This is a genomic window from Ruegeria sp. CDSC042 (genome assembly GCF_059610745.1).
In genome coordinates this window covers 329,696-355,791 of sequence record NZ_JBXWOF010000001.1, presented here as the reverse complement: position 1 = coordinate 355,791, position 26,096 = coordinate 329,696, and the positions used below count along the sequence as shown (strand labels likewise).

The 26,096-nt window shown below is 57.7% G+C and carries 26 protein-coding genes; 12 read left to right on the top strand and 14 right to left on the bottom strand.

Going from position 1 to position 26,096, the window contains the following annotated elements:
• Positions 1-11: 11 nt before the first annotated feature.
• A complete protein-coding gene (locus AC2FHX_RS01790; RefSeq protein WP_142633450.1) occupies positions 12-374 on the bottom strand; it encodes a nuclear transport factor 2 family protein in 363 nt (120 codons plus the stop codon).
• Positions 375-483: 109 nt separating this feature from the next.
• Here AC2FHX_RS01790 and AC2FHX_RS01785 point away from each other — a divergent pair, with 109 nt between their 5' ends.
• From AC2FHX_RS01785 to AC2FHX_RS01775, 3 genes are all read left to right on the top strand, one after another.
• On the top strand, positions 484-2,091 hold the full coding sequence (locus AC2FHX_RS01785; protein ID WP_496700474.1) for a peptide chain release factor 3: 1,608 nt from the start codon (positions 484-486) through the stop codon (positions 2,089-2,091).
• Between the two features lie 18 nt (positions 2,092-2,109).
• Positions 2,110-3,051 carry a glycosyltransferase family 2 protein gene (locus AC2FHX_RS01780; RefSeq protein WP_496691136.1) on the top strand — a complete coding sequence of 314 codons (942 nt, stop codon included), beginning with the start codon at positions 2,110-2,112 and terminating at the stop codon, positions 3,049-3,051.
• A gap of 184 nt (positions 3,052-3,235) precedes the next feature.
• On the top strand, positions 3,236-4,609 hold the full coding sequence (locus AC2FHX_RS01775) for a DEAD/DEAH box helicase (protein WP_496700475.1): 1,374 nt from the start codon (positions 3,236-3,238) through the stop codon (positions 4,607-4,609).
• Here AC2FHX_RS01775 and AC2FHX_RS01770 read toward each other — a convergent pair.
• The 3 genes from AC2FHX_RS01770 to AC2FHX_RS01760 are packed head-to-tail and all read right to left on the bottom strand — an operon-like array spanning position 4,606 to position 6,610.
• A complete protein-coding gene (locus AC2FHX_RS01770; protein ID WP_496700476.1) occupies positions 4,606-5,508 on the bottom strand; it encodes an EamA family transporter in 903 nt (300 codons plus the stop codon). The two genes, AC2FHX_RS01775 and AC2FHX_RS01770, sit on opposite strands and share 4 nt — an antisense overlap.
• Positions 5,509-5,529: 21 nt before the next feature.
• A complete protein-coding gene (locus AC2FHX_RS01765; RefSeq protein WP_496700477.1) occupies positions 5,530-6,414 on the bottom strand; it encodes a fatty acid desaturase in 885 nt (294 codons plus the stop codon).
• Positions 6,407-6,610 (bottom strand): DUF2061 domain-containing protein, encoded by a 204-nt coding sequence (locus AC2FHX_RS01760; RefSeq protein WP_142635106.1) that lies wholly within the window; start codon positions 6,608-6,610, stop codon positions 6,407-6,409. Before AC2FHX_RS01760 ends, AC2FHX_RS01765 begins: the two co-directional genes overlap by 8 nt.
• A 107-nt stretch (positions 6,611-6,717) precedes the next feature.
• On the opposite strand from AC2FHX_RS01760, the gene AC2FHX_RS01755 reads away from it, so the two are divergent.
• Both AC2FHX_RS01755 and AC2FHX_RS01750 read left to right on the top strand, forming a co-directional pair.
• Complete coding sequence (locus AC2FHX_RS01755) at positions 6,718-7,587, top strand: helix-turn-helix domain-containing protein (RefSeq protein ID WP_271947415.1); 870 nt, start codon at positions 6,718-6,720, stop codon at positions 7,585-7,587.
• A gap of 79 nt (positions 7,588-7,666) precedes the next feature.
• Positions 7,667-7,849 (top strand): hypothetical protein, encoded by a 183-nt coding sequence (locus AC2FHX_RS01750; protein WP_142633436.1) that lies wholly within the window; start codon positions 7,667-7,669, stop codon positions 7,847-7,849.
• 1 nt (position 7,850) lies between these two features.
• On the opposite strand, the gene AC2FHX_RS01745 is transcribed toward AC2FHX_RS01750, so the two are convergent.
• The 3 genes from AC2FHX_RS01745 to bcoG form a co-directional block, all read right to left on the bottom strand.
• On the bottom strand, positions 7,851-8,609 hold the full coding sequence (locus AC2FHX_RS01745) for an SDR family oxidoreductase (protein ID WP_496700478.1): 759 nt from the start codon (positions 8,607-8,609) through the stop codon (positions 7,851-7,853).
• On the bottom strand, positions 8,606-10,072 hold the full coding sequence (locus AC2FHX_RS01740) for a carnitine 3-dehydrogenase (RefSeq protein WP_496700479.1): 1,467 nt from the start codon (positions 10,070-10,072) through the stop codon (positions 8,606-8,608). The genes AC2FHX_RS01745 and AC2FHX_RS01740 overlap by 4 nt, the downstream gene beginning before the upstream one ends.
• A 237-nt stretch (positions 10,073-10,309) precedes the next feature.
• Complete coding sequence (gene bcoG / locus AC2FHX_RS01735; RefSeq protein ID WP_496700480.1) at positions 10,310-11,221, bottom strand: 3-dehydrocarnitine:acetyl-CoA trimethylamine transferase BcoG; 912 nt, start codon at positions 11,219-11,221, stop codon at positions 10,310-10,312.
• A gap of 131 nt (positions 11,222-11,352) precedes the next feature.
• Between bcoG and AC2FHX_RS01730 the strand changes: the two genes are divergently transcribed.
• Positions 11,353-12,339: a GlxA family transcriptional regulator gene (locus tag AC2FHX_RS01730; protein ID WP_496700481.1), complete on the top strand. Its 987-nt coding sequence runs from the start codon at positions 11,353-11,355 to the stop codon at positions 12,337-12,339.
• 70 nt (positions 12,340-12,409) lie between these two features.
• Here AC2FHX_RS01730 and AC2FHX_RS01725 read toward each other — a convergent pair whose 3' ends face one another.
• Genes AC2FHX_RS01725 through AC2FHX_RS01715 form a run of 3 tightly spaced genes read right to left on the bottom strand, consistent with a single transcriptional unit; the run spans position 12,410 to position 15,415 of the window.
• Positions 12,410-13,456 (bottom strand): aldo/keto reductase, encoded by a 1,047-nt coding sequence (locus tag AC2FHX_RS01725; RefSeq protein WP_496700482.1) that lies wholly within the window; start codon positions 13,454-13,456, stop codon positions 12,410-12,412.
• A 29-nt stretch (positions 13,457-13,485) separates the two neighbouring features.
• A complete protein-coding gene (locus tag AC2FHX_RS01720) occupies positions 13,486-13,944 on the bottom strand; it encodes a DNA polymerase III subunit chi (RefSeq protein WP_142633423.1) in 459 nt (152 codons plus the stop codon).
• Between the two features lie 4 nt (positions 13,945-13,948).
• A complete protein-coding gene (locus AC2FHX_RS01715) occupies positions 13,949-15,415 on the bottom strand; it encodes a leucyl aminopeptidase (RefSeq protein WP_271947431.1) in 1,467 nt (488 codons plus the stop codon).
• Positions 15,416-15,661: 246 nt separating this feature from the next.
• Between AC2FHX_RS01715 and lptG the strand changes: the two genes are divergently transcribed.
• The 5 genes from lptG to rsmA all read left to right on the top strand — a co-directional run bounded on the left by lptG (position 15,662) and on the right by rsmA (position 22,060).
• A complete protein-coding gene (gene lptG, locus AC2FHX_RS01710) occupies positions 15,662-16,762 on the top strand; it encodes an LPS export ABC transporter permease LptG (RefSeq protein WP_496700483.1) in 1,101 nt (366 codons plus the stop codon).
• Positions 16,762-18,924: an LPS-assembly protein LptD gene (locus tag AC2FHX_RS01705; protein ID WP_496700484.1), complete on the top strand. Its 2,163-nt coding sequence runs from the start codon at positions 16,762-16,764 to the stop codon at positions 18,922-18,924. Before lptG ends, AC2FHX_RS01705 begins: the two co-directional genes overlap by 1 nt.
• Complete coding sequence (locus AC2FHX_RS01700) at positions 18,915-20,168, top strand: peptidylprolyl isomerase (protein ID WP_142633410.1); 1,254 nt, start codon at positions 18,915-18,917, stop codon at positions 20,166-20,168. The genes AC2FHX_RS01705 and AC2FHX_RS01700 overlap by 10 nt, the downstream gene beginning before the upstream one ends.
• Positions 20,165-21,127 carry a 4-hydroxythreonine-4-phosphate dehydrogenase PdxA gene (pdxA, locus tag AC2FHX_RS01695; RefSeq protein ID WP_496700485.1) on the top strand — a complete coding sequence of 321 codons (963 nt, stop codon included), beginning with the start codon at positions 20,165-20,167 and terminating at the stop codon, positions 21,125-21,127. Before AC2FHX_RS01700 ends, pdxA begins: the two co-directional genes overlap by 4 nt.
• 84 nt (positions 21,128-21,211) lie before the next feature.
• Positions 21,212-22,060, top strand: coding sequence for a 16S rRNA (adenine(1518)-N(6)/adenine(1519)-N(6))-dimethyltransferase RsmA (rsmA, locus tag AC2FHX_RS01690; RefSeq protein WP_496700486.1), 849 nt, complete (start codon positions 21,212-21,214; stop codon positions 22,058-22,060).
• Between the two features lie 612 nt (positions 22,061-22,672).
• Here the strand turns inward: rsmA and AC2FHX_RS01685 are convergent.
• From AC2FHX_RS01685 to prfA, 3 genes are all read right to left on the bottom strand, one after another.
• Entirely contained in the window at positions 22,673-23,248 is a 576-nt protein-coding gene (locus AC2FHX_RS01685) for a DUF4167 domain-containing protein (protein ID WP_496691122.1), read from the bottom strand.
• 237 nt (positions 23,249-23,485) lie between these two features.
• On the bottom strand, positions 23,486-24,331 hold the full coding sequence (gene prmC / locus AC2FHX_RS01680; RefSeq protein WP_496675942.1) for a peptide chain release factor N(5)-glutamine methyltransferase: 846 nt from the start codon (positions 24,329-24,331) through the stop codon (positions 23,486-23,488).
• Positions 24,328-25,383: a peptide chain release factor 1 gene (gene prfA, locus AC2FHX_RS01675; protein WP_496695682.1), complete on the bottom strand. Its 1,056-nt coding sequence runs from the start codon at positions 25,381-25,383 to the stop codon at positions 24,328-24,330. Before prfA ends, prmC begins: the two co-directional genes overlap by 4 nt.
• Positions 25,384-25,446: 63 nt before the next feature.
• On the opposite strand from prfA, the gene AC2FHX_RS01670 reads away from it, so the two are divergent.
• Positions 25,447-25,734: a hypothetical protein gene (locus AC2FHX_RS01670; protein WP_496693439.1), complete on the top strand. Its 288-nt coding sequence runs from the start codon at positions 25,447-25,449 to the stop codon at positions 25,732-25,734.
• Here AC2FHX_RS01670 and AC2FHX_RS01665 read toward each other — a convergent pair.
• Positions 25,675-26,079 (bottom strand): DUF1499 domain-containing protein, encoded by a 405-nt coding sequence (locus AC2FHX_RS01665; RefSeq protein ID WP_496700634.1) that lies wholly within the window; start codon positions 26,077-26,079, stop codon positions 25,675-25,677. The genes AC2FHX_RS01670 and AC2FHX_RS01665 overlap by 60 nt on opposite strands.
• Positions 26,080-26,096 lie beyond the last annotated feature (17 nt).

The following is a 26,096-nucleotide window of genomic DNA, read 5'->3' as shown; positions in this document are numbered from 1 at the left end:
ATGACAAGGGGTTAGTAGAAGAACTCTTCCCGGACGATCTTGCCATCCGCGACGTGATACAGCGCAACTTCGCGCATATCGAAGCTCTCACCGCTTTCCTTGAACTTGCCCTGCACCTCAAAGATCACGGCAAAACGGTCTTCGCCATGCACCATCGGGTCACTGACGTTTCCGCCCGTCACTTCGGTCGAACTCTCCCACCAATCGTGCTTGCCACGGATCGCGTCGCGCCCATGCGCCTCGCGTCCCATACCGGATGCATCGACGGCCTCAACCGAAACGGCATCTGCCGCATACAGCTTATCCAGATTGGCCTTGGCCCGGTTTTCCCGGCATCCCGCCACCAGCTCATCGGCGATTTCTTTCAAATTCATTGATCCTCTCCATTATTTGTTCACTATATGTTCTTATTGCCACAAGCAGACGATTCGAACCAGCCTCTTTGTCTTGCTTCGGCAGAATTCCCCGCCTATACGCGCGACTATGCTTGATACCGCCACGAACCAACCCACCTTGCCGCCCGAGATCGCCCGGCGCCGGACATTTGCCATCATCTCGCACCCGGATGCGGGCAAGACGACCCTGACGGAAAAGTTCCTGCTGTATGGCGGCGCCATCCAGATGGCCGGTCAGGTACGCGCCAAGGGTGAGGCACGGCGGACACGTTCGGATTTCATGCAGATGGAGAAGGATCGCGGGATCTCGGTCTCGGCCTCGGCCATGTCCTTCGACTATGGAAACTTCCGGTTCAATCTGGTGGACACGCCCGGCCACAGCGATTTCTCGGAAGATACTTATCGCACTCTGACCGCAGTGGACGCGGCCGTGATGGTGATCGACGGCGCGAAAGGTGTGGAAAGCCAGACCCAGAAACTGTTTGAGGTCTGCCGCCTGCGCGACCTGCCGATCCTGACCTTCTGTAACAAGATGGACCGCGAAAGCCGCGATACGTTCGAGATCATCGACGAAATTCAGGAAATGCTGGCCATCGACGTCACGCCCGCTGCCTGGCCGATTGGAGTCGGCCGCGACTTTATCGGCTGTTACGACATGCTTCGCGACCGGCTGGAGCTGATGGACCGCGCTGACCGTAACAAAGTGGCCGAAAGCATCCAGATCAACGGGTTGGACGACCCCAAGCTGGCTGAACATGTGCCCGAGCACCTGCTTGAGAAGCTGCTGGAAGAGGTTGAGATGGCACGCGAATTGCTGCCCGCGCTTGACCCCCAAGCGGTATTGGAAGGCCACATGACCCCGATCTGGTTCGGCTCGGCGATCAACTCGTTCGGCGTCAAGGAACTGATGGAAGGCATCGGCGCCTATGGTCCACAGCCACAGGTACAGTCCGCGGAACCCCGCCAGATCGCACCGGAAGAAAAGAAAGTGTCCGGATTTGTCTTCAAGGTTCAGGCAAACATGGACCCCAAGCACCGCGACCGGGTGGCATTTGTGCGCGTGGCCTCGGGCCATTTCAAACGCGGCATGAAGCTGACCCATGTTCGATCGAAAAAGCCGATGGCAATCTCGAACCCTGTGCTGTTTCTTGCATCCGACCGGGAACTGGCCGAAGAGGCCTGGGCCGGAGACATCATCGGCATCCCAAACCACGGCCAGCTGCGCATCGGCGATACGCTGACCGAGGGCGAAGCGATCCGGGTAACCGGCATCCCTTCCTTTGCGCCGGAACTGCTGCAGACCGTGAGACCAGGCGATCCAATGAAAGCCAAGCATCTGGAAAAAGCCCTGATGCAATTCGCCGAGGAAGGCGCGGCCAAGGTGTTCAAACCGTCGATCGGATCGGGCTTTATCGTTGGCGTCGTTGGCGCGCTGCAATTCGAGGTTCTGGCCAGCCGGATTGAGATGGAATACGGCCTGCCGGTACGGTTCGAGGCGTCTCAGTTCACCTCCGCCCGCTGGGTCAGTGGTGAAAAGGTTGAGGTCGAGAAATTCGTCAATGCCAACAAGCAGCACATCGCTCATGATCATGACGGCGACATCGTCTATTTGACTCGCCTGCAGTGGGACATCGACCGGGTCGTGCGGGACTATCCCGACCTGAACCTGACCGCCACCAAAGAGATGATGGCGTGACAGGGTCACGAGCTTCATATGCCGGATAATGTCCCAAGCTGGGGCATTGTATCAACGATCCGGGGCTCGGCCCCGGACATACTTCGGTTTGCGGCCTATCACCTCGATCTCGGGGCCGACCGGATGTATCTGTATCTGGACGAGCCCTGCCCGGCTGCGTTCAACGCCTTGAACCGCCACCCACAGATCGAAATACGCAACTGCGACGAGGGGTACTGGTCGAACCGAAAGCGCGAGAGGCCCGACAAACATCAGGTCCGGCAAACCGCAAATGCCAGCTTTACTTACAGAAAGGCTGAGGTCGACTGGCTCGCCCATATTGATCTGGACGAGTTCCTCTGGCCGCAATCCGACCTTGGCGCGATATTAGCGGAGATTCCGCAACATATCCCAGCGGTGCGCGTTCGTCCGATCGAGCCCGTAGGCGGAACCGAAGACCTGTACAAAGCCTATATCCCCGCTGGTCAGGGCCGTGATGGGATCGTTCAGGCACTATATCCGAATTTTGGCGGATTTGTTCTTGCTGGATTCCTCAGCCATGTTCAGGGTAAACTGTTTGTTCGCAAAGGCTTACCTAAGATCAATTTCCGGATTCACAATCTGTTTCAGGATGGCGAAATCCTCCCGACCAAGGTCGAGCTGCCCCAGGTTGATCTATGCCACCGTCATGCACCTGACTGGGATCATTGGCTAGCCCATTATCGGTTCCGGTTCGAAAAGGGCTCGTATCAGCCAGGCATGTCACCCAATGTTCCGCGCGAACAAGGCGGGATGAACATGAATGAATTGCTGAGCTGGATCGAAGAAGAAGATGGGGCTCAAGGCCTGCGGGCTTTCTATGATGAAATCAGTGGCGCCGACCAAGAAGTTCGCACCCGCCTAGAAAAGTTTGGGCTGATTAAGCACCGTCCGCTGGATTTGGATGGAAAAGTCGCGAAACATTTCCCCGGAAGTACCTGAATTGTTGCGATAAATCCGCATGGTCAGCCGGTGTCGCAGCATAAAAGTGACTTCATTTGACCCTGCCCCGTGATTTTGTTATGTCCCGCCAAGCCGAAATGCACAAAACATCGCATGGCCATCCGGGCCCGGCACATTCTTTACGCGCGGGCCAGGTTTTAGTGTCCGCAACAACCGGACATACATGACAAAGTTTAACGAACTGAACCTGAACCCGAAGGTCCTCAAAGCCATTGAGGAAGCCGGATACGAAACGCCAACACCGATCCAGGAAGGCGCAATCCCACCCGCGCTTGAGGGCAAGGACGTTCTGGGTATCGCCCAGACCGGTACAGGCAAAACCGCCAGCTTCACGCTACCGATGATCACGTTGCTGGCCCGTGGCCGCGCACGTGCGCGCATGCCGCGGTCGCTGGTGCTGTGCCCGACACGGGAACTGGCCGCGCAGGTGGCCGAGAATTTCGACACCTATGCCAAAAATGTAAAGCTGACCAAAGCGCTGTTGATCGGCGGCGTCAGCTTTAAGGAACAAGATGCGCTGATCGACCGTGGCGTCGACGTTCTGATCGCCACACCAGGTCGCCTGCTGGATCATTTCGAACGCGGCAAACTGTTGTTGACCGGCGTCCAGATCATGGTGGTGGATGAGGCCGACCGAATGCTGGATATGGGCTTTATCCCCGATATCGAACGCATTTTCTCGCTGACGCCGTTCACACGCCAAACGCTGTTCTTCTCAGCCACCATGGCGCCCGAGATTGAGCGGATCACCGATACATTCCTGTCGGCCCCAACCCGGATCGAAGTTGCCCGTCAGGCGACGGCCTCGGAAACCATCGAGCAAAGTGTGGTTATGTTCAAAGGTGGTCGCCGTGACCGCGAGGCCAGCGCCAAGCGCCAGGTCCTGCGTTCGCTGATCGACTCCGAGGGCGAAAAATGCACCAACGCGATCATCTTCTGCAATCGTAAGACCGATGTGGATATCTGTGCGAAATCGCTGAAGAAATACGGCTATGATGCTGCCGCGATCCATGGCGATCTCGATCAGTCACAACGGACGAAAACACTGGACGGTTTCCGTGACGGAACACTACGTCTGCTTGTCGCCTCGGACGTTGCCGCGCGCGGATTGGATGTGCCCTCGGTCAGTCATGTGATCAATTTCGACGTCCCCGGCCACCCCGAGGATTATGTGCACCGGATCGGTCGTACAGGTCGCGCCGGACGCGAAGGCAAAGCGATCACTATCTGTTCGGGTCGCGATGAAAAAGCACTGGCCGCGATCGAGAAGCTGATTCAAAAAGAAATTCCTCGCTTGGACAATCCGGTAAAGGAAGAGCCGAAACCCGAGAGGCCAAAGCCCGAGAAAAAGGCCCGGCCAGCAGAAGCCCGACCAACAGAGGCCCCCAAACGCGACGATAAAAGAGAAGATCGCAAGAAGGATAAAGAAGTCAGAGGCCGTGGACGGCGCGCTGACAACGGTCCTACGGTCGTGGGAATGGGCGATCACCTGCCCAGCTTTATCGCGCTCAGCTTCGACGAACGCCGCACGGGTTAAATAGACAAAACCAGCGCCAGAATTGATGCGCCCAATAACGTCATCCCGGCGATCTCGCGCCGGGTGATGGTTTCGCGGAAAAACAAGATCGACGCGAACAGGCTGAGGATCAGCTCGACCTGCCCCAGAGCCTTGACGTAGGCGGCGTTTTGCAAGGTGAATGCCAAGAACCAGCAGAACGATCCGCACAGGCTGGTCAGTCCGACAAATACGCCTGTTCGGCGTGTCTGCCACACGGCGCGCAGCTCGGCCCTGTCTCGCCACATCAGCCACAGGCCCATGCTGACGAACTGGAGCGAGACAACGACTGCCAGCGTCACAAGTGCCCGAAACCACGCATCAATCTCGCCCAGTTCAAGCGAGGCACCCCGATAACTGACCGAGGAAAACGCAAACAGCACACCTGATCCCAGGCCAAGCCGCGAGGCCCGGTTCGTCAGATGTCGCCACCACGCCCCGTCTCCTCCGGGACTTTTCGACAGCAGCAACACAGCCGTCAGCCCCAGAAAGATCGCACCAAGCGCCCAGAACGAGACCTGATCGCCCAGGACCAGAAAACCAACGATGGCGGTCTGGATTACTTCGGTTTTCTTAAAAGTTATGCCGACAGCAAAATTGCGCTGTTTGAACAAGGCGACGACACAGATCGTGGCAAGGATCTGAGCCGTTCCTCCAATGGTGGCAAACACCCAGAACCGGGCGGTCAGCGGCGGCAAGGAATACCCCGTCAACTGCAGCGCCGCGATCAGAGCGATTAGAACCAGCGGGATTGAATAGGCAAACCGGGCAAATGTCGCCCCGGCGGCCGTCAGCTTTACACTGCTCAGCGATTTTTGCAGCATGAACCGCACCGTCTGAAACGTTGCAGCTGCGATAGTGACAGGTATCCAGAGGCTCATGCCGCCTTTTGTGGCCGCAAATCAACCCTTTGGCCAGAGCGGATGCGCCACCGGGTCTTTTACCTTCCAGAAATAGGCCCGGAAAACATCGGCATAGGAAGGGTATACATAGGCCTTGTTCGTGGCCAGATAGCCCTCTTTACCCTGCTGGTAGATCTTCGGAAGTTGATACCAGGGGGTACGCGGGTTCAGATGATGAACTACATGTAAATTGTTGTTCAAAAACAGAAAAGACAGTATCCCGCGATCTTCGATGATAACGGTTCTTGCCCCCACATCTTCATGCGCACGGTGTTCCAGAAAAGTGCGTATTTTGACAAGGCCAAGCCCCAAATACGCGGACAGGACATAGGCCCAGACCGGCATGGGCGACAAGGTCACGATCCAGATAACCGCAACCACGCCTGCCATATGCAAAGCCCATGCGCGCAATATGTCCCATTCGCCACGCGCGGCCCCTCGCAACTCGTCCCTGACAAAGGCAACCTGTCCGATTGCAGGGCCCAAAACGATCCGCCCCAACAGAGTATTGTTCACCGATAACAACCGCCTGTGCCAGTGACCTAGCCCCGACCAAACTTTTGGGTCCAGATAGTTTGATTCAGGATCATCATAGGGATCGGTCAGCGTTGCATCCCGATGATGCGCCAAATGCAGGTCCCGAAACCGCTGATATGGGATGAATAAGGTCAAGGGCAGCGCCATCAGCGCCTCGTTCAGCCATCTGGCGCGAAAAGGATGCCCGTGCAGTGCTTCATGCGTCAATGATGAATGTAACGCGGCCACCGCGCCCATCACTGGAACCGCCAACCAGATGGGCAGGAAGAAGATCACGGCCAACAAGGCAGCATAACAGGCGAGCATCAGCGTAAAAGTGCCCCATTCCGGACCCGGGCGCTCAGACATTGCGCCCCCACGAAATGCCCGCCCAGACCCTCTCATAAACCACATAGAGCGTCAGCCCAATCGCCGTATTTACTACGGCCAGAGTTCCGCCGATCGCGGCGGACCCCGTCGCAACCAGCCCAACCACCGACATGATGATCAGACCCATCACGTTCCACAAAACCGCCTTCACGACCGATCTGCGTCGTGTTTCCATTCCGTCACCCATAATATTGTTATGGCTTTAGAATTACGGCTTGCCGCTTAGGTTGAAAATTCCGAATATGATTAACAAAACTCATCAAACGTGATATTTATCACCACATGCAGGATAAAATCGACAAACGCGACCGCGCCGCTCAATTCCGTTTGCGCCTGGCCCGCGCAATGGAAGAACGCCAAATCAGCCGAAGCGCCTTCGCGCGCCAGATCGGTGTTGACCGCTCAACCGTATCGCAACTGTTGACCGATCACGGGGCACGGTTGCCGAATGCCCATGTTGTCGGAAGCTGCGCGACGGCATTGGGTGTTTCGGCGGACTGGTTGCTGAGCCTGTCTGACCGGCCGGAAAGCGCGGCCGAGTTGCTGGCTTTGTCGCTGAGCATGACTGAGGCCCCCCGCGCCCTGGTAGATGAGCGCATATTCGAGTGGCACCAAGAGGCAGCGGGTTACAAAATCAGATATGTTCCTGCGACCTTGCCCGACATGCTCAAGACCCGCACCGTTCTGGAATGGGAATACGCACCGCATCTGGGGCGCACGGCAGATCAGGCCATAGGTGCGTCCGAAGATCGACTGACCTGGATGCGCAGCGCCCAGTCCGATTACGAGATCGCAATGCCGATGTACGAAATCGACAGCTTTGCGCATGCAACCGGCTATTATCAAGGTCTTAGCCTTCGCAAGCGGCTGGATCAGATTGACCACCTTTTGGAGTTGTGTGAACAGCTCTACCCACGGCTGCGCATCTATCTGTTTGATGCCAAACGGCTGTATTCGGCTCCCGTAACGATTTTCGGTCCCCTTCTTTGCGTGTTTTACGCAGGAAGCCATTACATGGCCTTTCGCGATCGCGACCGGATTGAAATTTTCAGCCGCCATTTCGACACTCTGGTTCGCGAGGCAGTCGTGACCGCGCGGGACTTTCCAGAGCACCTGCAACAGCTCAGAGCAGCGATTTCCCGCGACATGTGATGCATCCCCGTACAACCTGTGGTATCGTCGCCGGGCGCGAACTTTCGGGCATTCCGACCACAGACGGAGGACCACAGGAATGGACGCACTGAAAACAGCCCAATATGCACGGGCTTTATACACGGCGCACGGTGACCAGGCCGAGGCAGAAGCCGCAATGAAAATGCGCGAATGCGAGGCTGCCGGAAACGCCCAGCAAGCCCGCGATTGGCAAGCCGTTCGTCAAACCATCCGCCAGATCCGCGGCCCGAACCAGGGCTAGCTTACAACTTCGGGTCAGGATTAACCGTGTGGCCATCCACCGCGATCACCTGACCCGACACCAACCTCGCCGCGCCAGAGGCCAGAAAGACAGCCATATTGGCGATGTCCTGCGCTTCGACGAAACGACCCATGGACGTGCCCGAGGCATAGCCCTGATAGACCTCGTCCCGGCTCATGCCCTTGGTCGCCGCCTCGCGTGCCAGAACGCCTTCCATCCTTGGGCCCTCCACCGCGCCGGGACAAATCGCATTGGCGCGGACGCCGTGAGGGCCAAGCTCCATCGCCAGTGTTTTCATCAATCCGATCACCGCCCATTTGGCCGCGGCATAGGGCGCACGAAAGGGATAGCCATATTGCCCCGCAGTGGATGAGGTCAGGATGATGCTGCCCGCCCGGGCGGATTTCATCAGCGGCGCGGCGTATTTGGCCGCCAGAAACGCCCCCTCCAGATTGACCGCTACGCAGCTGCGCCAGTCCTTGAGGTCAATATCCTCGATAGCGCTGGTTGGCCCGGCAATTCCCGCATTGGCGCAGAGCGAATCCAGACCACCCGCATCAGAAATCGCGGCGAACACGGCATGCATATCACCCTCATCCGACACGTCAGCATGGTGGGCTGTCCAATGATCCGGCACACCATCTAGCGCCGCCCGATCAATATCTGTGATCCAGACATCATACCCGGCCGCATCAAACGCCTCTGCCATAGCCCGACCAACACCCGAAGCGCCAGCCGTCACCAACACCCGGCAGGTCATGAGGGTTTCCTGATCGCAACCCCGGCCCCTTCGGGATAAGGCAATCCGGCCTGCGCTTCGGCGATGCGGGCCATAGCGACCTCAATGCTGGGCGATGGCGGGCTGGGGCGGCGTGTTTCCAGGCTGACATGCAGCAAAAAGCTCTCCCCGGTCGCCAGCAGCGTCTCACCGCTATACATGCTGTGGAACACGTGCAGTTTCTTGCCCTGCCCCAACAGCATCTGGGTGCGCACCTCAATCTTTGCGCCGGCATGGACCTCATTCATGTATCGAATGTGGTTTTCCGCAGTGAAATAGCTGCCCCCGGACGAGATATATTCCATATCGCAGCCTATGATTTCCATGAACCGGTCGGTGGCGGCGGCGAAGGCCTCAAGGTATTTGGCTTCGTTCATATGACCGTTGTAATCGGTCCAATCCAAAGGCACGGCACGGGACAGAGTCAGGATCGGTTGGCTCAGATCCGCTTGCTCCAATGATGGCAGCGCACCCGGTTTCAGCAGAGCATCATGCTGGTTCAGCACCGCCCCCGCGCCCCAGTTCTGTGCCTTGAGCGCCCGCATCATGCCCACAAGGTTGTTGTCGCGGATACGCTCCAGCTCGCGGATCGAATGCATGCCGGATTGCGCATCTGACTGATCCGCAATCAGATCGACAAGCTCGTCAGTGAATTCGGGCACATCCATCAGCTTGGTCCAGGGCCATTTCAGTGCCGGGCCGAACTGCGCCATGAAGTGCCGCATCCCGGCCTCGCCGCCGGCGACACGATAGGTTTCGAACAGACCCATCTGCCCCCAGCGGATGCCAAACCCCATACGGATCGCCTCGTCGATTTCCTCGGTCGTGGCGACGCCGTCCTTGACCAGCCACAGCGCCTCGCGCCAGACGGCCTCAAGGAACCGATCGGCGATATGCGCGTCGATCTCTTTCTTCACATGCAGCGGGAAGAATCCGACCGATTTCAGAAGGTCTTGCGCCCGTTCGATCATCTCCGGCGGGTTCGCACCAGTTGGCACCAGTTCGATCAGCGGCAGGAGGTAGACCGGGTTGAACGGGTGCGTCACCACGATCTGTTCGGGGCGTAGCGCGCCCTCCTGTAACTCTGACGGCTTGAACCCGCTGGTTGAGGACCCGATGATCGCACCCGGATCACAAGCCTCTTGCAAGCCCTTGTAAACCTTCAGCTTCAGATCCAGACGTTCCGGCACGCTTTCCTGAATCCAAGCGGCACCCTGCACCGCATCGGCCATTTCCTCATGAAACGATAGCGCCCCTTCGGGAGGCAACGGCACATCGCTTAGCCCCGGCAACGAGCGGCGCGCATTGTCCAGAACTTCTCCGATCTTACGCTCGGCTTCCGGGTCCGGGTCGAATACCCGGACATCCCAGCCGTTCAGCAGGAACCGCGCGGCCCATCCACCACCGATTACCCCACCGCCAATGATTGCTGCTGTGTTTGTCATCTCTTTTTCCAACTGTTTGGCAATTCGATTTCCCACCATTTATCGGCCAACCATTCTCGTCATAGCCAACACAAAGGTCGGGATTCGCAATTCTATCTTCGCGATAGTCGCGAGCGATTTTCTCGCAGATCACATTCAGAGCATGATCCCCATCAAATGCGACGTCGGATTACTCATTAGACTCGGGTGCCGAGCAAGCCGCTACAGCCAATGCTACGCAAATAAATGATCCTCTTTTCACTTCGGCGCCCGTTTCACCAGCCCCAGTTTCTCTCGCACTTCCTGTGGCCCGATCACCCGTGCACCCATATTCTCGATGATGCTACCCGCGCGTTCTACCAGTTGCCAATTCTCGGCCAGCACGCCTTTGTCCAGCCACAGGTTGTCCTCCAGCCCGACGCGCACGTTGCCGCCCGCCAGAACCGCAGCGGCCACATAGGCCATCTCATTCCGGCCCAATGAGAACGCGCTGAAGGTCCAGTCGTCCGGCACGTTGTTCACCATCGCCATGAAGGTGTTCAGATCATCCGGCGCGCCCCACGGCACGCCCATGCACAGCTGAACCAGAGCGTTCGGCTCCAGAACGCCCTCTTTCACCAGCTGCTTGGCGAACCACAGATGACCGGTATCAAAGGCCTCAATCTCGGGCTTTACCCCCAGATCGGTCATCATCTGGCCCATCGCGCGCAACGCACCCGGGGTGTTGGTCATCACATAATCGGCCTCGGCAAAATTCATGGTGCCGCAGTCGAGGGTGCAGATTTCCGGCAGGCATTCGGCCACATGGGCCACACGCTCGGTCGCGCCAACCAGATCGGTTCCCGCCTCGGCCAGCGGCAGCGGGTTTTCGATACCGCCAAACACCATGTCGCCACCCATGCCAGCAGTCAGGTTCAGCACGGCGTCGACCTCGGCATCGCGAATGCGATCTGTGACCTCACGATACAGTGCCAGATCACGCGAAGGCGCTCCGGTCTCAGGGTCGCGCACATGGCAATGCACCACCGCTGCCCCTGCCTTGGCTGCAGCTATCGCGCTGTCGGCGATCTGCTTTGGCGAACGCGGCACATGCGGGCTGCGATCCTGCGTCCCACCCGAGCCTGTGACGGCGCATGTAATGAAGACTTCGCGGTTCATTTCCAAAGGCATGGCGTTCTCCCCAGCTTATACCCGGTTAACCCTGAGTTTTCCCCAGGCTTCTCCACGGATTCCGATTTGCTTTCGCCCCCGAGTTTGGCGCAGCTTTGGTCAAACACTTGTCAAAATGCGAATCGAACTTGATGAAATCCGCAAAAAACATATTGCAGCCCGAACATCGTGCCCTGAAAACGGCTGTGCTGGTGCTGGACGAATGCAACACGCTCAGCTTTGCGTCGGCCGTTGATCCAATGCGTGCCGCCAATCGGTTGGCGGATCGTCCGGCATTTGATTGGGATTATGTGACAGCCACTGCTGAACCGGCCATGCTGACCAGTGCGCTTTCGGTTCCGGGTGTACCTTTGGCCCGGCTGCAATCCTGCGATCTGATGATTGTCGTTGCCGGGTTCCAACTGGCCCGCCATGCCACACCCAGCCTGCTGGCCGGCCTACGCCGCATCGCCAAGACCGGCGCCACAATGGCAGGTATTGATGGCGGTCCTTGGCTGCTGGCCGAGGCAGGCCTGCTGGACGGCCACGCCGCCACCACCCATTGGGAAGATTTGGAGAACTTCTCTGCCCGCTTCCCCGAAGTGGACGTGCGCCCTGACCGGTTTACCGTTTCTGAAGGCCGCCTGACCTCGGGCGGGGCGATCCCAGCGGTCGAGATGATGCTGCATATCATCGCCGCCCGCCATGGCGCCGGATTTGCCGCCCGCGTCTCGGGTCTGTTCCTCTATGACGGTGCGCCTGATCCCACAAAACCACAAAGCCGCACCGGTGCGCCGCACCGCCACACAGCTTTGACCGCCAAAGCCAATACGCTGATGCAATCCGCACTGGACGACCCTATGCCATTGGCAGATATCGCCGAAACCCTGGGCACCAGTTCACGCACCCTGCAACAGCAGTTCCGACTGCGCCTGAACACCACGCCACAGGACCATTACCTGCAGCTCCGACTGGCCGAGGCACGCAGATTGGTGACGGACACCGATATGTCACTGATGGATGTGGCCCTGGCGACGGGTTTCGCCTCGCAATCCAGCTTTGCCCGCGCCTTTCGCACAGCGCACGGCCTTTCGGCCCGGGACCTACGGCAAGACAGGACACAACCCACACATCACTAAGCGGATCCGCTTTATCTGATTGAAAATACCGCGGGGGAGGCTCCGCCTGCGGAGACGAGGGCAGCGCCCCCTAGAACGGCATCGGATGCGCGCGATGCGCGTCGGTGATTTCAGTCAGAATTTCCCCGGAAAGGCGAAGTTCCTTACCGTCGAGAATATGCCCAAGCTGCGCCACCGTTGTTGCGCCGAAAATGGCCGACATCATGAAGGGCCGCGTCCGGCACCAGGCCAGCGCCATATGGACCGGGTCCAGATCGTGGCGGTCCGCGATCTCTAGATAGGCCGCAACCGCCTCAAATGCCCGTCTGCGATGGCGTCCTCCCACCTCAGGCACCAATGACATCCGCGAACCCTCGGGCACCATGCCGTTTTGGTATTTCCCGGTCAAAAAACCGGCGGCAAGCGGTGAAAAGGCCATCAGCCCAACATCCTCATGTGCGCTCAGCTCGGCCATGTCTGTATCGAAATGCCGGCACATCAAAGAATACTCGTTCTGAACAGATGCCACGCGGGGCGTGCCGTTGGCTTCGGCGATCCGCAACCACTGAGCGGTGCCCCAGGCGCTTTCGTTCGAAAGGCCAAACGCTCGGATATTTCCTTTGTTGACCTGTTCCTTCAGGGCAACAAGGCACTCGTGCATATTGTCCAGAACCTCATCGGTATTGTGCCCCGAAGGCGCATAGGTCCAGTTTTGCCGGAACATATAGCTTCCGCGGTTCGGCCAGTGAAACTGATAAAGGTCGATGCAATCCGTTTGCAGGCGGCGCAAGGAACCTTCGACCGCCTCGGGGATTGTCTGCGGTGAAATCGGTGCGCCATCGCGCGCATGTGCGAACCCTGCCCCAGAGTGCTTGGTTGCCAGAACATAGTCACCACGCCGTGACGGGTTGGCGGCGTTCCAGTTGCCCAGAATTTCTTCGGTCCGGCCCACCGTCTCTTTCGAGATGGGATTCACCGGATACATCTCGGCGGCATCGACGAAATTAATGCCCCCATCAAGTGCCATGTCCATCTGAGTATGCGCGTCGGCCTCGGATGTCTGCGTACCAAATGTCATCGTACCCAGACACAGGTCGCTCACCATGATTCCAGTACGGCCCAGGGGCTTCATTTCCATCGCTCATTCTCCTGAAATCTGCGGAGGCCCTATGCCTCGGCCTTTTTTTCCCACCGGCCCGATTCCTCGGACCAATATTGCGCCGAACAGCCCGCCCCGGTCAGTGTTTTCCATTGCCCGCGAGCATGTTGGAGAGCCTGATCATCATTCCCATCGAACAGGATGCACACGCGTTCCAGCGCGTTCACTTCCTCGGGTTCAACCGTCGCGCCATCGACGGCCATCACGCAAGCCGGATCATTTGCGGCCTCGGCCCCTGTCGTCAGCAATATGGGCTGGTCCCTGTCATGCGGCCCCCCGGTGCGGCCATGTGGCAGGAACCCTTCCTCGGGGCCCTGCCACAGCTTTTCGTCCAACCAATCCATCCGTGCGGGATCAGTTCCCCGCACGGCTATCTTCCACCCGGCCTGCCGCGCCTTGTCCAGCAACACGGGCAAGGTGTTTTCCAGCGGTTGGCGGGTCAGGTGATAGAAATAAACGGCGCCCATTGGATTATTCGAAATTGTCCTGCACGAACCGGCTCAGTGCGCGGACACCCCAACCGGTGGCCCCTTTGGGCGCATAGGATGTCTCGGTTGCAATCGAAGCCACCCCAGCAATGTCCAGATGGATCCAGGGGGTTTCGTCCTTCACGAACCGCTGCAAGAACTGCGCGGCAGTGATGGACCCGGCAGGTCGTCCACCGACATTCTTCATATCGGCGATGCGCGATTTCAGCTGCTCGTCATAGGCTTTGCCCAGCGGCATCCGCCATGCGCCCTCATCCTCGGCCCCGGCAGCCTTTAGGAAGGCGTTGCAGAACGTGTCATTGTTCGAAAAGACACCGGCATTCTCATGCCCAAGCCCGATAATGATCGCGCCGGTCAGCGTTGCCAGGTCGATCATGCCCACGGGGGCAAACCGCTCTTGCGCGTACCACATCACGTCACACAGGACCAAACGGCCCTCGGCGTCGGTATTGATGACCTCGACCGTGTCGCCCTTCATCGACTTGACGACATCGCCGGGGCGCGTGGCATTGCCCGAAGGCATATTCTCTACCAGCCCGACAAGGCCCACGACATTGGCTTTGGCCTTGCGCTTGGCCAGCGCCCGCATGGTGCCGGCGACCACACCTGCCCCACCCATGTCCATGGTCATGTCTTCCATACCTGCGGCGGGTTTCAAGGAAATGCCGCCGGTGTCAAACACGACGCCCTTACCCACCAGCGCCAGCGGCGCATCATCCTTGTCGCCTCCATTCCACTGCATCACCACAACCTTGGACGGGCTGACCGAGCCCTGCCCGACGCTTAACAAGGTGCGCATACCCAATTCGGCCAGTTTGTCTTCGTCGAGCACTTCGACGTCCAGGCCAAGCGCCTTCATTTCGGACAAACGATCCGCGAATTCGGTCGTTGTCAGCACATTGGCGGGCTCATTGGTCAGGTCCCGTGTCATCCGAACGCCATCGGCAATCGCATACAGCGGTGCGAATGCGGCTTCGACCTCATCATGTTTCTGATGACTGATTGTTACTGATCCGGCTTCATCCGAATCTCGGGTTTTATGGGCATCGAAATCATAGCTGCGCAAAACGATCCCCAATGCCAGCTCTTCGGTCCGGGCCTGATTTCCGGCCATGACCAACAAGGGCTGGTGATCAGACAATTTGGCCAGCTTCGCCCCGGCCTTGCGTGCCTCTGCAGCATCGGCACGGCGCGACAGCACGAGAATATCAAGCGCTTCAGCGGCCATTCCGCCTGGCCAGGCAAGAGAGACTACATCGCCGGATTTCACCTTTTCGAACCGGTCGCTTTCGACAAGTCGCGCGACTGCGCCCCGGGTCAGACGGTTGGCGCGGCGTGCGGCTGGGTTCATCTTGCCTTCATCCGAGACAATAATCACGACGCGCCCTTTGGTCTGCGCCATCACGTCCACGTCAAAAGCCTTAAACTGAATTGGAACAAGACTGCTCATTGGGAACTCCTGAAAATCTGTTTCCCAAGACCTAGCCCGCGGCGACCGCATTGACCAGATAGCAGTTTTCCCCGCCGGGCATTTGCATTACAGTCGCGGAAAAAGTTCCGGCAGGGTCGGAGAGCGGGAGGGCGAATTGGCAAATCGGGGCAGGCATAGGCCGTTGCGCGCTGGCGCATGTACCGCTGATTCTGTTGACTTCAAGGCCCCCGCTGCAGGCAACGCAGTGATGCCGAGGGCGCATCGGTGATCCTGGATCGATATTTTGCCCGCCGGTTCACCCAGAGCTTTCTGGTCATTGGCTGTATCTTTTTGACGCTGATGATTCTGATCGATCTGATTGAACAGGTACGGCGCTTTGATGAGGTCGATCTGTCATTTGGCCGGCTTTTGTATCTGACCCTATTGAATACGCCCGCCGCCATCGGTGAGATGCTGCCCCTGCTGATCATCCTGTCCACGATTGCGTTGTTCATCGGATTGGCGCGCAGCTCGGAATTGGTGGTGACGCGCTCGATCGGGCGGTCTGGAATTCGCGTCCTGCTTGCACCTGTAACTCTGGCCCTGTTGATCGGAGCCTTGGCAGTTGCGGTGCTTAACCCGTTTGCTGCCGCAACTTCCGAAGAATTCCAACGGCTTTCCGATTCCTACCGTAACCGCACCAGCTCAGCTCTTTCGATCAGCAGTGAGGGTTTGTGGTTACGGCAAGCTACAGAAGAGGGCCAATCGGTTGTCCACGCGCGCCGAACGTCAAACGGTAACACCCTGCTGTTGAAGGACGTCACCATAATAACATTCGACGCGATTGGTCAGCCGACACGCCAAATCTCTGCCAAACAGGCCGAGTTGGAAGACGGTTTTTGGGTTTTACAGGATGCCAAGATCTGGCCGCTTATGAACGGCATCAATCCCGAAGCTGGCTCGAAAGAGCATGATCGTCTGGAGATTCCGACCACCCTGACACGTCAGCGCATTCTGGACAGGCTGGCCAACCAGGATTCGATGTCTGTCTACGATTTGCCCCAGTTGATCCGAGACCTGCGCGAGGCGGGCTTTTCGACCAAGCAATACGAGGTCTGGTTTCAGGTCCAACTGGCAAGACCTCTGTTTCTGGTCGCAATGGTCTTGATTGGCGCGGCCTTTACCATGCGGCATGTCCGGTTCGGCGGCACCGGAATAGCGGTGCTGACGGCCGTGTTACTGGGCTTCGCCATCTATTTCGTCCGTAATTTCGCGCAAATATTGGGAGAAAACGGTCAGTTGCCTATCTTCGTTGCAGCCTGGGCCCCGCCATTTGCGGCCATCCTTCTTTCTCTTGGCCTGCTGTTGCATGCGGAGGATGGCTGATGCGCAAATTCGCTCTGCTATTGCTCTCAGGTGCGGTTGCATTGTCTTTGCCTTTGGATGTCCTGGCCCAGACTTTGCCGGAACAGGATCAAACGACGAACGCGTCCCAGCAAGAGCCACCAGCCTTACTTGTCGCCGACAAGATTTTCATTACCCCAGAGCGTGTGCTGATCGCAGAGGGCAATGTCGAAGCGTTTCAGGGTGACGTCAAAATGACGGCCAGCCGGATTTTGTACGACCGCGAAAGCGGTGAGCTTACACTGGAAGGACCGATCCGGATTGATCAGGGCAATCGAACTACAGTTTTGGCGGATTCCGCAGAACTCGACCGGGGTTTGCTCAACGGCCTTTTGATCGGCGCCCGAATGGTGTTCGACCAACAGGTGCAAATTGCCTCGGTGCAGGCGACACGTGCTGGCGGCAGATACACCCAGTTCAGCAAAGTCTCGGCGACGTCTTGCCATGTCTGCACGGATGGGCGGCCACCGCTCTGGCAAATCCGTGCCCGCAAGGTGACCCATGATCAGTTGGAACGACAGCTCTATTTCGAAGGTGCGCAATTCCGGGTGCTGGATGTGCCGGTCTTCTATTTCCCTTACCTGCGTCTCCCCGATCCAACGCTGGACCGGGCGACTGGTTTTCTGGTCCCATCGGTCCGCACCACCTCGCAGTTGGGCACAGGCATAAAGGTTCCCTATTTCTTCAAGCTTGGAGATCACAAGGACCTCACGTTGACACCTTACCTTTCCGGTAAGACCAGAACTCTGGGCTATCGCTATCGTCAGGCCTTTAAGAACGGACGGCTCACAATCGAAGGCGCGCATACTCGCGATGACCTTCAACGGGACGAGGCGCGCGGATATTTCTTTACCAACGGCTGGTTTGATCTGCCGGACGACTATCGCCTGACCTTCAACATTCGAACCACGTCCGACGATTCCTATCTGGCTGATTACGGCCTGCCCGACTTTGACCGTCTGCGCAGCGAAATTGCCCTGGAAAGGATCAAGCGCGATACCGCTTTCCGGACCAGCCTAAACCACTATAAAACCTTGCGAGATAGCGAGGATCAGGATCAGATTCCTTCTCGCATCTTCGACCTGAACTATCGCAAACGCTTCTTCCCGGCAGCTGTCGGAGGAGAGGTGCGGATGGCTTTCATCGGCCATGCCCATGAAAGAACGAGCAATGAGGACGTTATCGGGCGCGATGTTGCCCGAGCGACCTTCGATACCGAATGGCTGCGCAGCTGGATACTGGGCTGGGGGCTGCGTGCAGATGCCCAAGTAGGCGCGTCAATCGACACGTTCAATATCCGCCACGACAGCGCCTATCCCGATCAGGTGACCCGCACGACCCCGCGCGCCGCACTGACGCTGCGCATGCCAATGACCCGCCGCGAGGCGTCGGGCGCAACCCAGTTGCTGGAACCCATCGCGCAGATCGGGTGGACGCATGTCTCCGACAATGATGTTCCTATCGACGAAAGTACGTTTCAGGAGTTTGACCAGGGTAACCTGTTATCCCTGTCCCGATTCCCTGCCGAGGACAGGCGCGAAGATGGGGTCAGCGGCGTTGTTGGGGTGAATTGGGCGCGTTATGGCTCCAGGGGCTGGCAAGCGCGTGCCACGATCGGTCAGGTCTTTCGTGCGGATGCTGATCCCGACTTTAACCTTACATCGGGCCTTCAGGGCACTTCGTCCGATGTGTTGATCGCCGGTCAACTTGAAACGCCCAACGGGTGGTCTCTGGCCGGGCGAGGTTTGGTGAACGGAGATTTCAGCTTTGCCAAGGCCGAGCTGCGTGCTGCATGGCAAAAGGAAACAACGGCCCTCAGCGGAAGCTATGTCTGGCAAGAACCCGATCCCGCAGAAAATGTCGACGATGAGATTTCCGAGATCTGGTTGCGCGGGCGGTACGACATCGATCAGAACTGGCAAACCCGTGCTCAGGCGCGGTATGACCTGAGCGAATCTGAACCGATCAGATATGGGTTGGGTATCACGTACCGGAACGAGTGTGTTCAGGTTAACATGTCGGTCAGCAGGCGCTATACCTCGTCATCAAGTATTGAGCCTTCGACCGAATTCGGCTTTACCGTAGCTCTGACAGGATATTCTGTCGAAGGTGGCGGCAAACAGTACAAGAGAAGATGCAGTTGATAACAGGTTTTTCACGTTTCTTTCGTTCCAGCCATATCGGGCTGGTTGCTCCGGCACTGGTTGCAGTTTCGATTGCCATAGCACCTGTAAAGGCAGTGGCGCAGAACCTGTTCTCGCCTGCCATAAAGGTCAATCAAGACATCGTGACCTGGTATGAGCTGGAACAGCGCCTGCAATTCCTCTCGATTCTGGGTGTTCCCGGCGCAACCGAGGAAGACGTGCGCAAAGCTCTGATAGACGACCGCCTGCGCAAACAGGCGATGCGCGACGCTGGAATCGTGGTCGCCCCCGAAGACGTTCAGGTTGGAATAGACCAATTTGCAGCCCGCGGTCAGCTTTCGAGCGACGAATTCCTGCAGCTTCTGGCGGATGCCGGTGTTGACCGTGAGACGGTTCGAGATTTCATCGAGGATCAGATTTCCTGGCGTGAATTCGTCAGCGCGCGTTTTCTGTCGCAGGCGAGACCATCGGAAGACGAGATCAATCGCGCACTTGGACAATCTGGAAGTGGCGGCCTGCAAGTCCTTCTTTCGGAAATCATTATTCCTGTGAACCAACAAAACCTGCCACAGGTTCAACTGCTGGCCGAAGAGATCGCCTTGATCGAGGGCTATGATTCCTTTTCAACCGCCGCAACACAGTACTCGGCGGCCGGAACTCGCACCAATGGGGGGCGCCTTGACTGGTTGAACTTGACCGATCTGCCCCCGGCGCTGCAGCCGGTCATCATCGGGCTCAAAAATGGTGACGTCACCCAGCCCATTCCGCTGCCCAATGCCGTTGCACTGTTTCAGATGCGCGGTTTGCGTGAGACCGCTGCGAGTACGCCCACCTATTCCGAGATCGACTATGCTGTCTATTACATGCCCGGTGGTCGTAGTGCGGAAACACTGGCCGCAGCCGAAAAGCTGAAAGAAGAAATAGACACTTGCGATGATCTGTACGGTATCGTGCAAAACAAGCCAGCAGAAGTTTTAGAGCGGAATGTCAGCAAACCGTCGGAAATCCCGCGCGATATCGCGTTGGAACTGGCCAAACTGGACTTGAACGAAGTTTCAACCACGCTGACCCGCAACAACGGCCAAACACTGGCTTTTGTGATGTTGTGCACACGTACCCGCAACCTTGGCGAAGAGACAACGCGTGCAGATGTCGCCAATGCTCTGACCCAGCAAAGGCTGCAAACACTTGCAGAAAGCCTGTTGGGGCAAATGCGTGCCGACGCAACTATTGTTGAACAATGAAGCCAATCGCGCTCAGCTGCGGCGATCCGGCCGGAATTGGGCCCGAGATCACCGCGAAAGCCTGGGCCAGCCTTAGAACCACCTGCCCTTTCTTCTTTATTGGAGATGCCGCGCATTTGCCGCCCGAGACACCGTCGGTACAGATCAGCGACGCCTCTCAGGCGGTCGAGATCTGTGGCTCTGCCCTGCCCGTACTGCAAATGGACTTTCCAGCCCCCAACCGGCCTGGGCACCCTAATCCAGCCAACGCCAGATCAGTTGTCACTGCCATTGAAACCGGCGTAGCGCTGGTTCAGTCCGGTTCTGCATCGGCGCTATGTACCGCGCCGATCCACAAGAAAGCACTTATCGACGGAGCAGGTTTCTCATTCCCCGGCCATACGGAATTTCTGGGCGCCTTGGCTGGGTCCCAACGTGTTGTGATGATGCTGGCCAGTGACCAACTGCGCGTTGTACCAGCAACCATCCACATCCCGCTCTCACGCGTTCCTTGCGAGCTTACGCCCGAGCTTTTGCGGGAAACCATCGAAATCACAGCTCAGGGATTACAATCACAGTTCGGTATTGCCACCCCGCGGATAGCCGTCGCGGGCCTCAACCCGCATGCCGGTGAAGGCGGCAAGATGGGACAAGAAGAACTGGACTGGATTGCACCGCTGATCGCGGAGCTGCCCCGCAAAGAGTATACCGTAACCGGCCCGCACCCCGCGGATACATTGTTCCACGCCGCAGCGCGCGCGCGCTATGACGCCGCCATCGCCATGTATCACGATCAGGCTCTGATTCCGATCAAGACGCTGGATTTCGATCGCGGTGTGAACGTTACCCTAGGCCTTCCATTTATCCGAACCTCACCCGATCACGGGACTGCACTGGACATTGCGGGGCAAGGCCTTGCAAACCCCACCAGCCTGATCGAAGCGCTGAAACTTGCCCAGCAGATGGCACAAAGCTCTTGATCCTTCAGCAGGCTGAAAATATCCCGGCCAGAGGTAAAAATTCTCTGGCACTCTCCTATCAAACCGCGCCACGGTGATCGGATCATGAGCACTATCGACAACCTTCCTCCTCTGCGCGAGGTTATCGCCTCGCATCAACTCTCGGCTCGCAAGTCGCTGGGCCAGAACTTTTTGCTGGATCTGAACCTGACCGCCAAGATCGCGCGGCAGGCCGGAGATCTTGCGGAATGCGATGTTCTGGAAATCGGCCCCGGCCCCGGCGGGCTGACCCGTGGGCTACTTTCAGAAGGTGCGCGCAAGGTTGTTGCAGTTGAAAAAGACACCCGCTGTATCGCTGCCCTGAATGACATTGCCGCCGCCTATCCCGGCAAGCTTGAGGTCATCAACGGTGACGCGCTTGAGATTGATCCGCTTACGCATCTGACCTCTCCGATCCGTGTGGCGGCGAACCTGCCCTACAATGTCGGCACCGAGTTGCTGGTCCGCTGGCTGACCCCGCCGCAATGGCCTCCGTTCTGGCAAAGCCTGACCCTGATGTTTCAGCGCGAAGTGGCTGAACGGATCGTCGCCCAACCCGGCGGAAAAGCCTATGGTCGCTTAGCCATCCTTGCCCAATGGCGGGCCGACGCGCGCATCGCCATGTCACTGCCACCCGGCGCGTTCACCCCGCCCCCCAAGGTCTCAAGCGCCGTGGTCCACCTGATCGCCCTGTCGCAACCGCGCTATCCGGCTGATCCTGCCACACTGTCCCGCGTGGTCGCTGCCGCTTTTAATCAGCGCCGCAAAATGCTGCGAGCCTCGCTAAAGGGCGTGGCCCCGGATATCGAAGACCGCCTGATCGCCGCCGGAATCAAACCCACCGAACGTGCGGAACAAGTGCCTTTAGAAGCGTTCTGCGCATTGGCCCGCGAAGTGTCTTCCACTCAATCCTAATATTTCTGCTGTCAACTCACGGAGACAAACAGTGAACTCAAATCCACTGGCGTCGGAACTGAAAAAGAAGCTGGTTGTTGGAATTTCCGCACTAACCATCTTATGCTTTATACAGCCCCACTCCTCAAATGCCTCAGAAGTCACGCTGTTGTGCACCTTTCTCGGCGACCGTGATGGGTGGTTTGCGCAACAGACTCGCTTCATAATCGATACCGGCTCCGAAACGGCCATTGTGGATGACCAATTCATACGCCACGTAAAAAAGGGCCCAATACGGGTTCCCTATAAATCCCTGGGCTCTGACGAGTATAGGCTTAAGTGGAATCTTACGCTGCCTGTTGTGTTATCGAGAAGATATGGAACCAGAAAAGGTATGCCCCAAAATGTCCAAAAGACAATTCGGTATACCGCATTTGTTGACACCAATTCTGCGACCGCGAACATAAGATCGAATGTACCTAACGCACCAAGACCGAAAGGCATATGCAGAACGGTAAGGTGACTGACACTCCAAAGATCCGAACAAAACACTTTTTGTTTGAAGGTCGGGGCAACACATCAAAAAACCCCGGCGCAGTACCGGGGTTTTCTATTATAAATCTACTGGCTGATTTACTCTGCCGCTTCAGGCGTATCACCGTTGCCGGAGGGCGCGTCCTCAGTCGCAGCAGGTGCGGCTTTGGGCTTGCGCGCCCGAGGCCGACGGGCCGGTTTTTCTTTTTTCTCGGCCTCTTCAGGGCTTTTGCTTTCAGGCGTTTCTACAAGCCCGGATTCCGGAGCAGCTGCGTCAGCGGCAAACCCCATCACATCAGGTTGAGGTGCCTCAGCGGGATCCGACTGGCGGACGGTTTCGCGTTCCTGACGCTCGGCACGCTCACGATCTCGTTCAGCCTGGCGTTCGCGATTCTGACGCTCTTGCTCCTCACGGCGTGCATCCATTTCACGCTGAGCTTCGCTAAGCAAACGCAGGTAATGTTCGGCGTGCTGCTGAAAGTTTTCGGCAGCTACACGGTCGTTAGACAACTGAGCATCGCGTGCAAGCTGATTATATTTATCAATAATCTGTTGCGGCGTGCCACGCACTTTGCCCTCTGGGCCCGAACTGTCGAAAACTCGGTTTACGACGTTGCCGCCAGAAGGACGATTGCGGTTATTCTTTGCCCGAGAGCGGGATTTGGAAGATCTCATCTACTTTAGTCAGCCTTGTCGTTCGCTGCCGATCAGTTCGCGTCTTGCACTGCTCAAGGGCTTAGCTATGACACGATGTCGGCTTTTTTGGGCTTGGCGTCAGGGGCCCGCTGTAACAGCGTCAACCTCTCTGACTACACCTGAGTAAACACGTCCAGAGCGTGCAGACAAGAGGTTTGTCCCAATTTTTGTACCTTTTTTATATCAATCGGCGCATTTCGGCCTCAGAACGTTCCGTCATGAAGGCATTCTGGCGAAAACGACGCGGTCGCGACCATCCAGATCGGGAATGATCCGTACGTCTGTCAATCCTGCTGCGTCGAACAAAGATGCGACGCTTTGCCCTTGCTCGGGTCCGATTTCGACAAGTAACCGACCATGGGGCAATAGAAAATCCGGGGCGGCGGCAGCAATCCTGCGGTAGGCCCCCAAGCCGTCACCTTCGTCTGTCAATGCCATCCGCGGCTCATGGTCCCGCACTTCAGGTGCCAGGGTGTCCATTTCCGGAAGGGAAATATAGGGCGGGTTTGAAACAATCAGGTCAAATTTAGCTTCAATGTCTCCAAACCAATCGGATTGCTTAATTTCGATCCGGTTCTGAACATCGTGTTGCACGGCATTTGCACTGGCCTGTAGGCAGGCCGCCTCACTCAGATCCACACCAATACCCGATGCACTGGTGCGTTCGGACAGCAATGTGATCAGGATGCACCCCGATCCAACCCCCAGATCGAGGACATAGTCAAAGGGTTCGCTCAGCGCGGCCTCGATCAGAACCTCTGTTTCCGGGCGTGGATCCAGCACGTCCCGGCTAACTTTGAACCGACGGCCGTAAAACTCACGTTCCCCCAACAGATGAGAAACGGGCACACGAATGGCCCGAAGCGAGATCAGTTGCTCGTATCGCTCAGCAATATCCGGTAAAAGCTCTTCGGGTGTAATCAGTGTCACGCGACTTGCTTCGATCCGGGCGGCGTGGGCGAGTAGAACCCGAGCATCCCGCGCCGGATCAGCCACACCAGCCGCACGCAATCTTGCCGTAGCAGCCACCATGGCCTGAGCCGCTGTCTGGCCGCCGGTCATTGCGCCATCTCGGCCAGGAGACGCGCCTGATCATCCGCGGTCAATGCGTCGATTACCTCATCCAGATCGCCCTGCATCACCTGATCCAACTTATACAGCGTCAGATTGATCCTGTGGTCCGTCATGCGGCCTTGCGGGAAATTATAGGTCCTGATCCGTTCCGACCGGTCGCCAGACCCGACCTGGTTCGCCCGATCTGCCGAGCGTTCGCTGTCAATCCGCTGACGCTCCTGATCATAGAGTCGAGTCTTCAGAACCTGCATCGCGATCTCGCGATTGCGGTGTTGAGATTTCTCGGAGCTGGTCACCACAAGCCCGGTGGGCAAGTGTGTAATCCGCACGGCCGAATCGGTGGTGTTCACGTGCTGCCCACCCGCACCTGAGCTGCGCATCGTGTCGATACGGATATCATTGGCGTCGATCTGAATATCGACATCCTCGGCCTCGGGCAGAACCGCCACGGTCGCTGCCGATGTATGAATGCGCCCGCCACTTTCGGTTTCTGGCACCCGCTGCACCCGGTGAACACCGGATTCGTATTTCAAACGGGCAAAGACGTTGTCGCCCTTAATATGGGCAACCACCTCTTTGATGCCGCCCAGATCCGACGCCTGCTCTTCGAGGATCTCGAATTTCCAGCCGCGCGCTTCGGAATACCGCTGATACATGCGCAGCAGATCGCCCGCAAAAAGCGCAGCCTCATCACCGCCGGTTCCAGGGCGGATTTCCAACATGGCCGGACGCGCATCAGCGGCATCCCTAGGCAACAAGGCCAGTTGCAGGGCGTTTTCGGCACCGGGGATTTGGGCCTGCAGGTTGGGGATTTCCTCTTCGGCCAGCTCCCTCATATCGGGATCGGCCAACATCGCCTCGGCCTCGGCAAGGTCAGTGACCAGCTGGCGCCATGCCATGATCTGATCGACCACCGGCTTGAGGTCCGAATATTCCTTGGCCAGCACAGCAATATCGCCGCCCAAAGCACCATCTGCCATGGCTGCTTCGAGGTATTGGAATCGCTGAGTTATCTGTTCAAGGCGTTCTTCGGGGATCATCCGGGCGGTGTCTCTTAATCCGGGGCTATGGTCAAGGGCTGTCCGTATGCTAAGCTGCCCCGCATGAGACGGTTGGTTCTGGTTCTATCGCTTTTTGCGACGCCCGTGATGGCCGATGTCGTCGGTCCCGGCGGCAAGGTACAGGACTGCTATTGCACTGACAAATCCGGGTCACGCGTTGAATTGGGCGAGATGATCTGCCTGCAAGTCGACGGTCGCATTTTCACTGCACAATGTCAGATGTCGCTGAACGTTCCGATGTGGCGCGAGGTACAGGAAGGATGCCTGTCCTCAGGGCTGCATCCGCGCGAGCCAGCCATCAACACGGTTTCGGTTTACCCCAAAATCTGAGCGTCCAAAGCGCAACCTGCCATAGATGCGCAGTGTATCGCCGTTCTGCTGGGCGGTTGTGTAATCTGGAAAACCTATCACTTTTGTTCGGGTGATATAGGTGACCATCCCTTCATCAACTGACCCGGCCAGAACCTTTGTACGCGGAGCGGACGCCGCGATTTCGTTCAACTGCGTCAGCCCGTCCGGCCCCGTTTCAAGTACTCGCACGACGCCACCACGGAGGTCTCTGTTCGCGTCGCCGACAGGGGCATTGTGCCAGATGGCGGGATCAGACGGCGCAAGCCGTATATACGCCCCCACAAGGACAATCAGACCCGCAATCAGCCACAGCGCCATTTTCATCTTTTCCACTCTGTTAG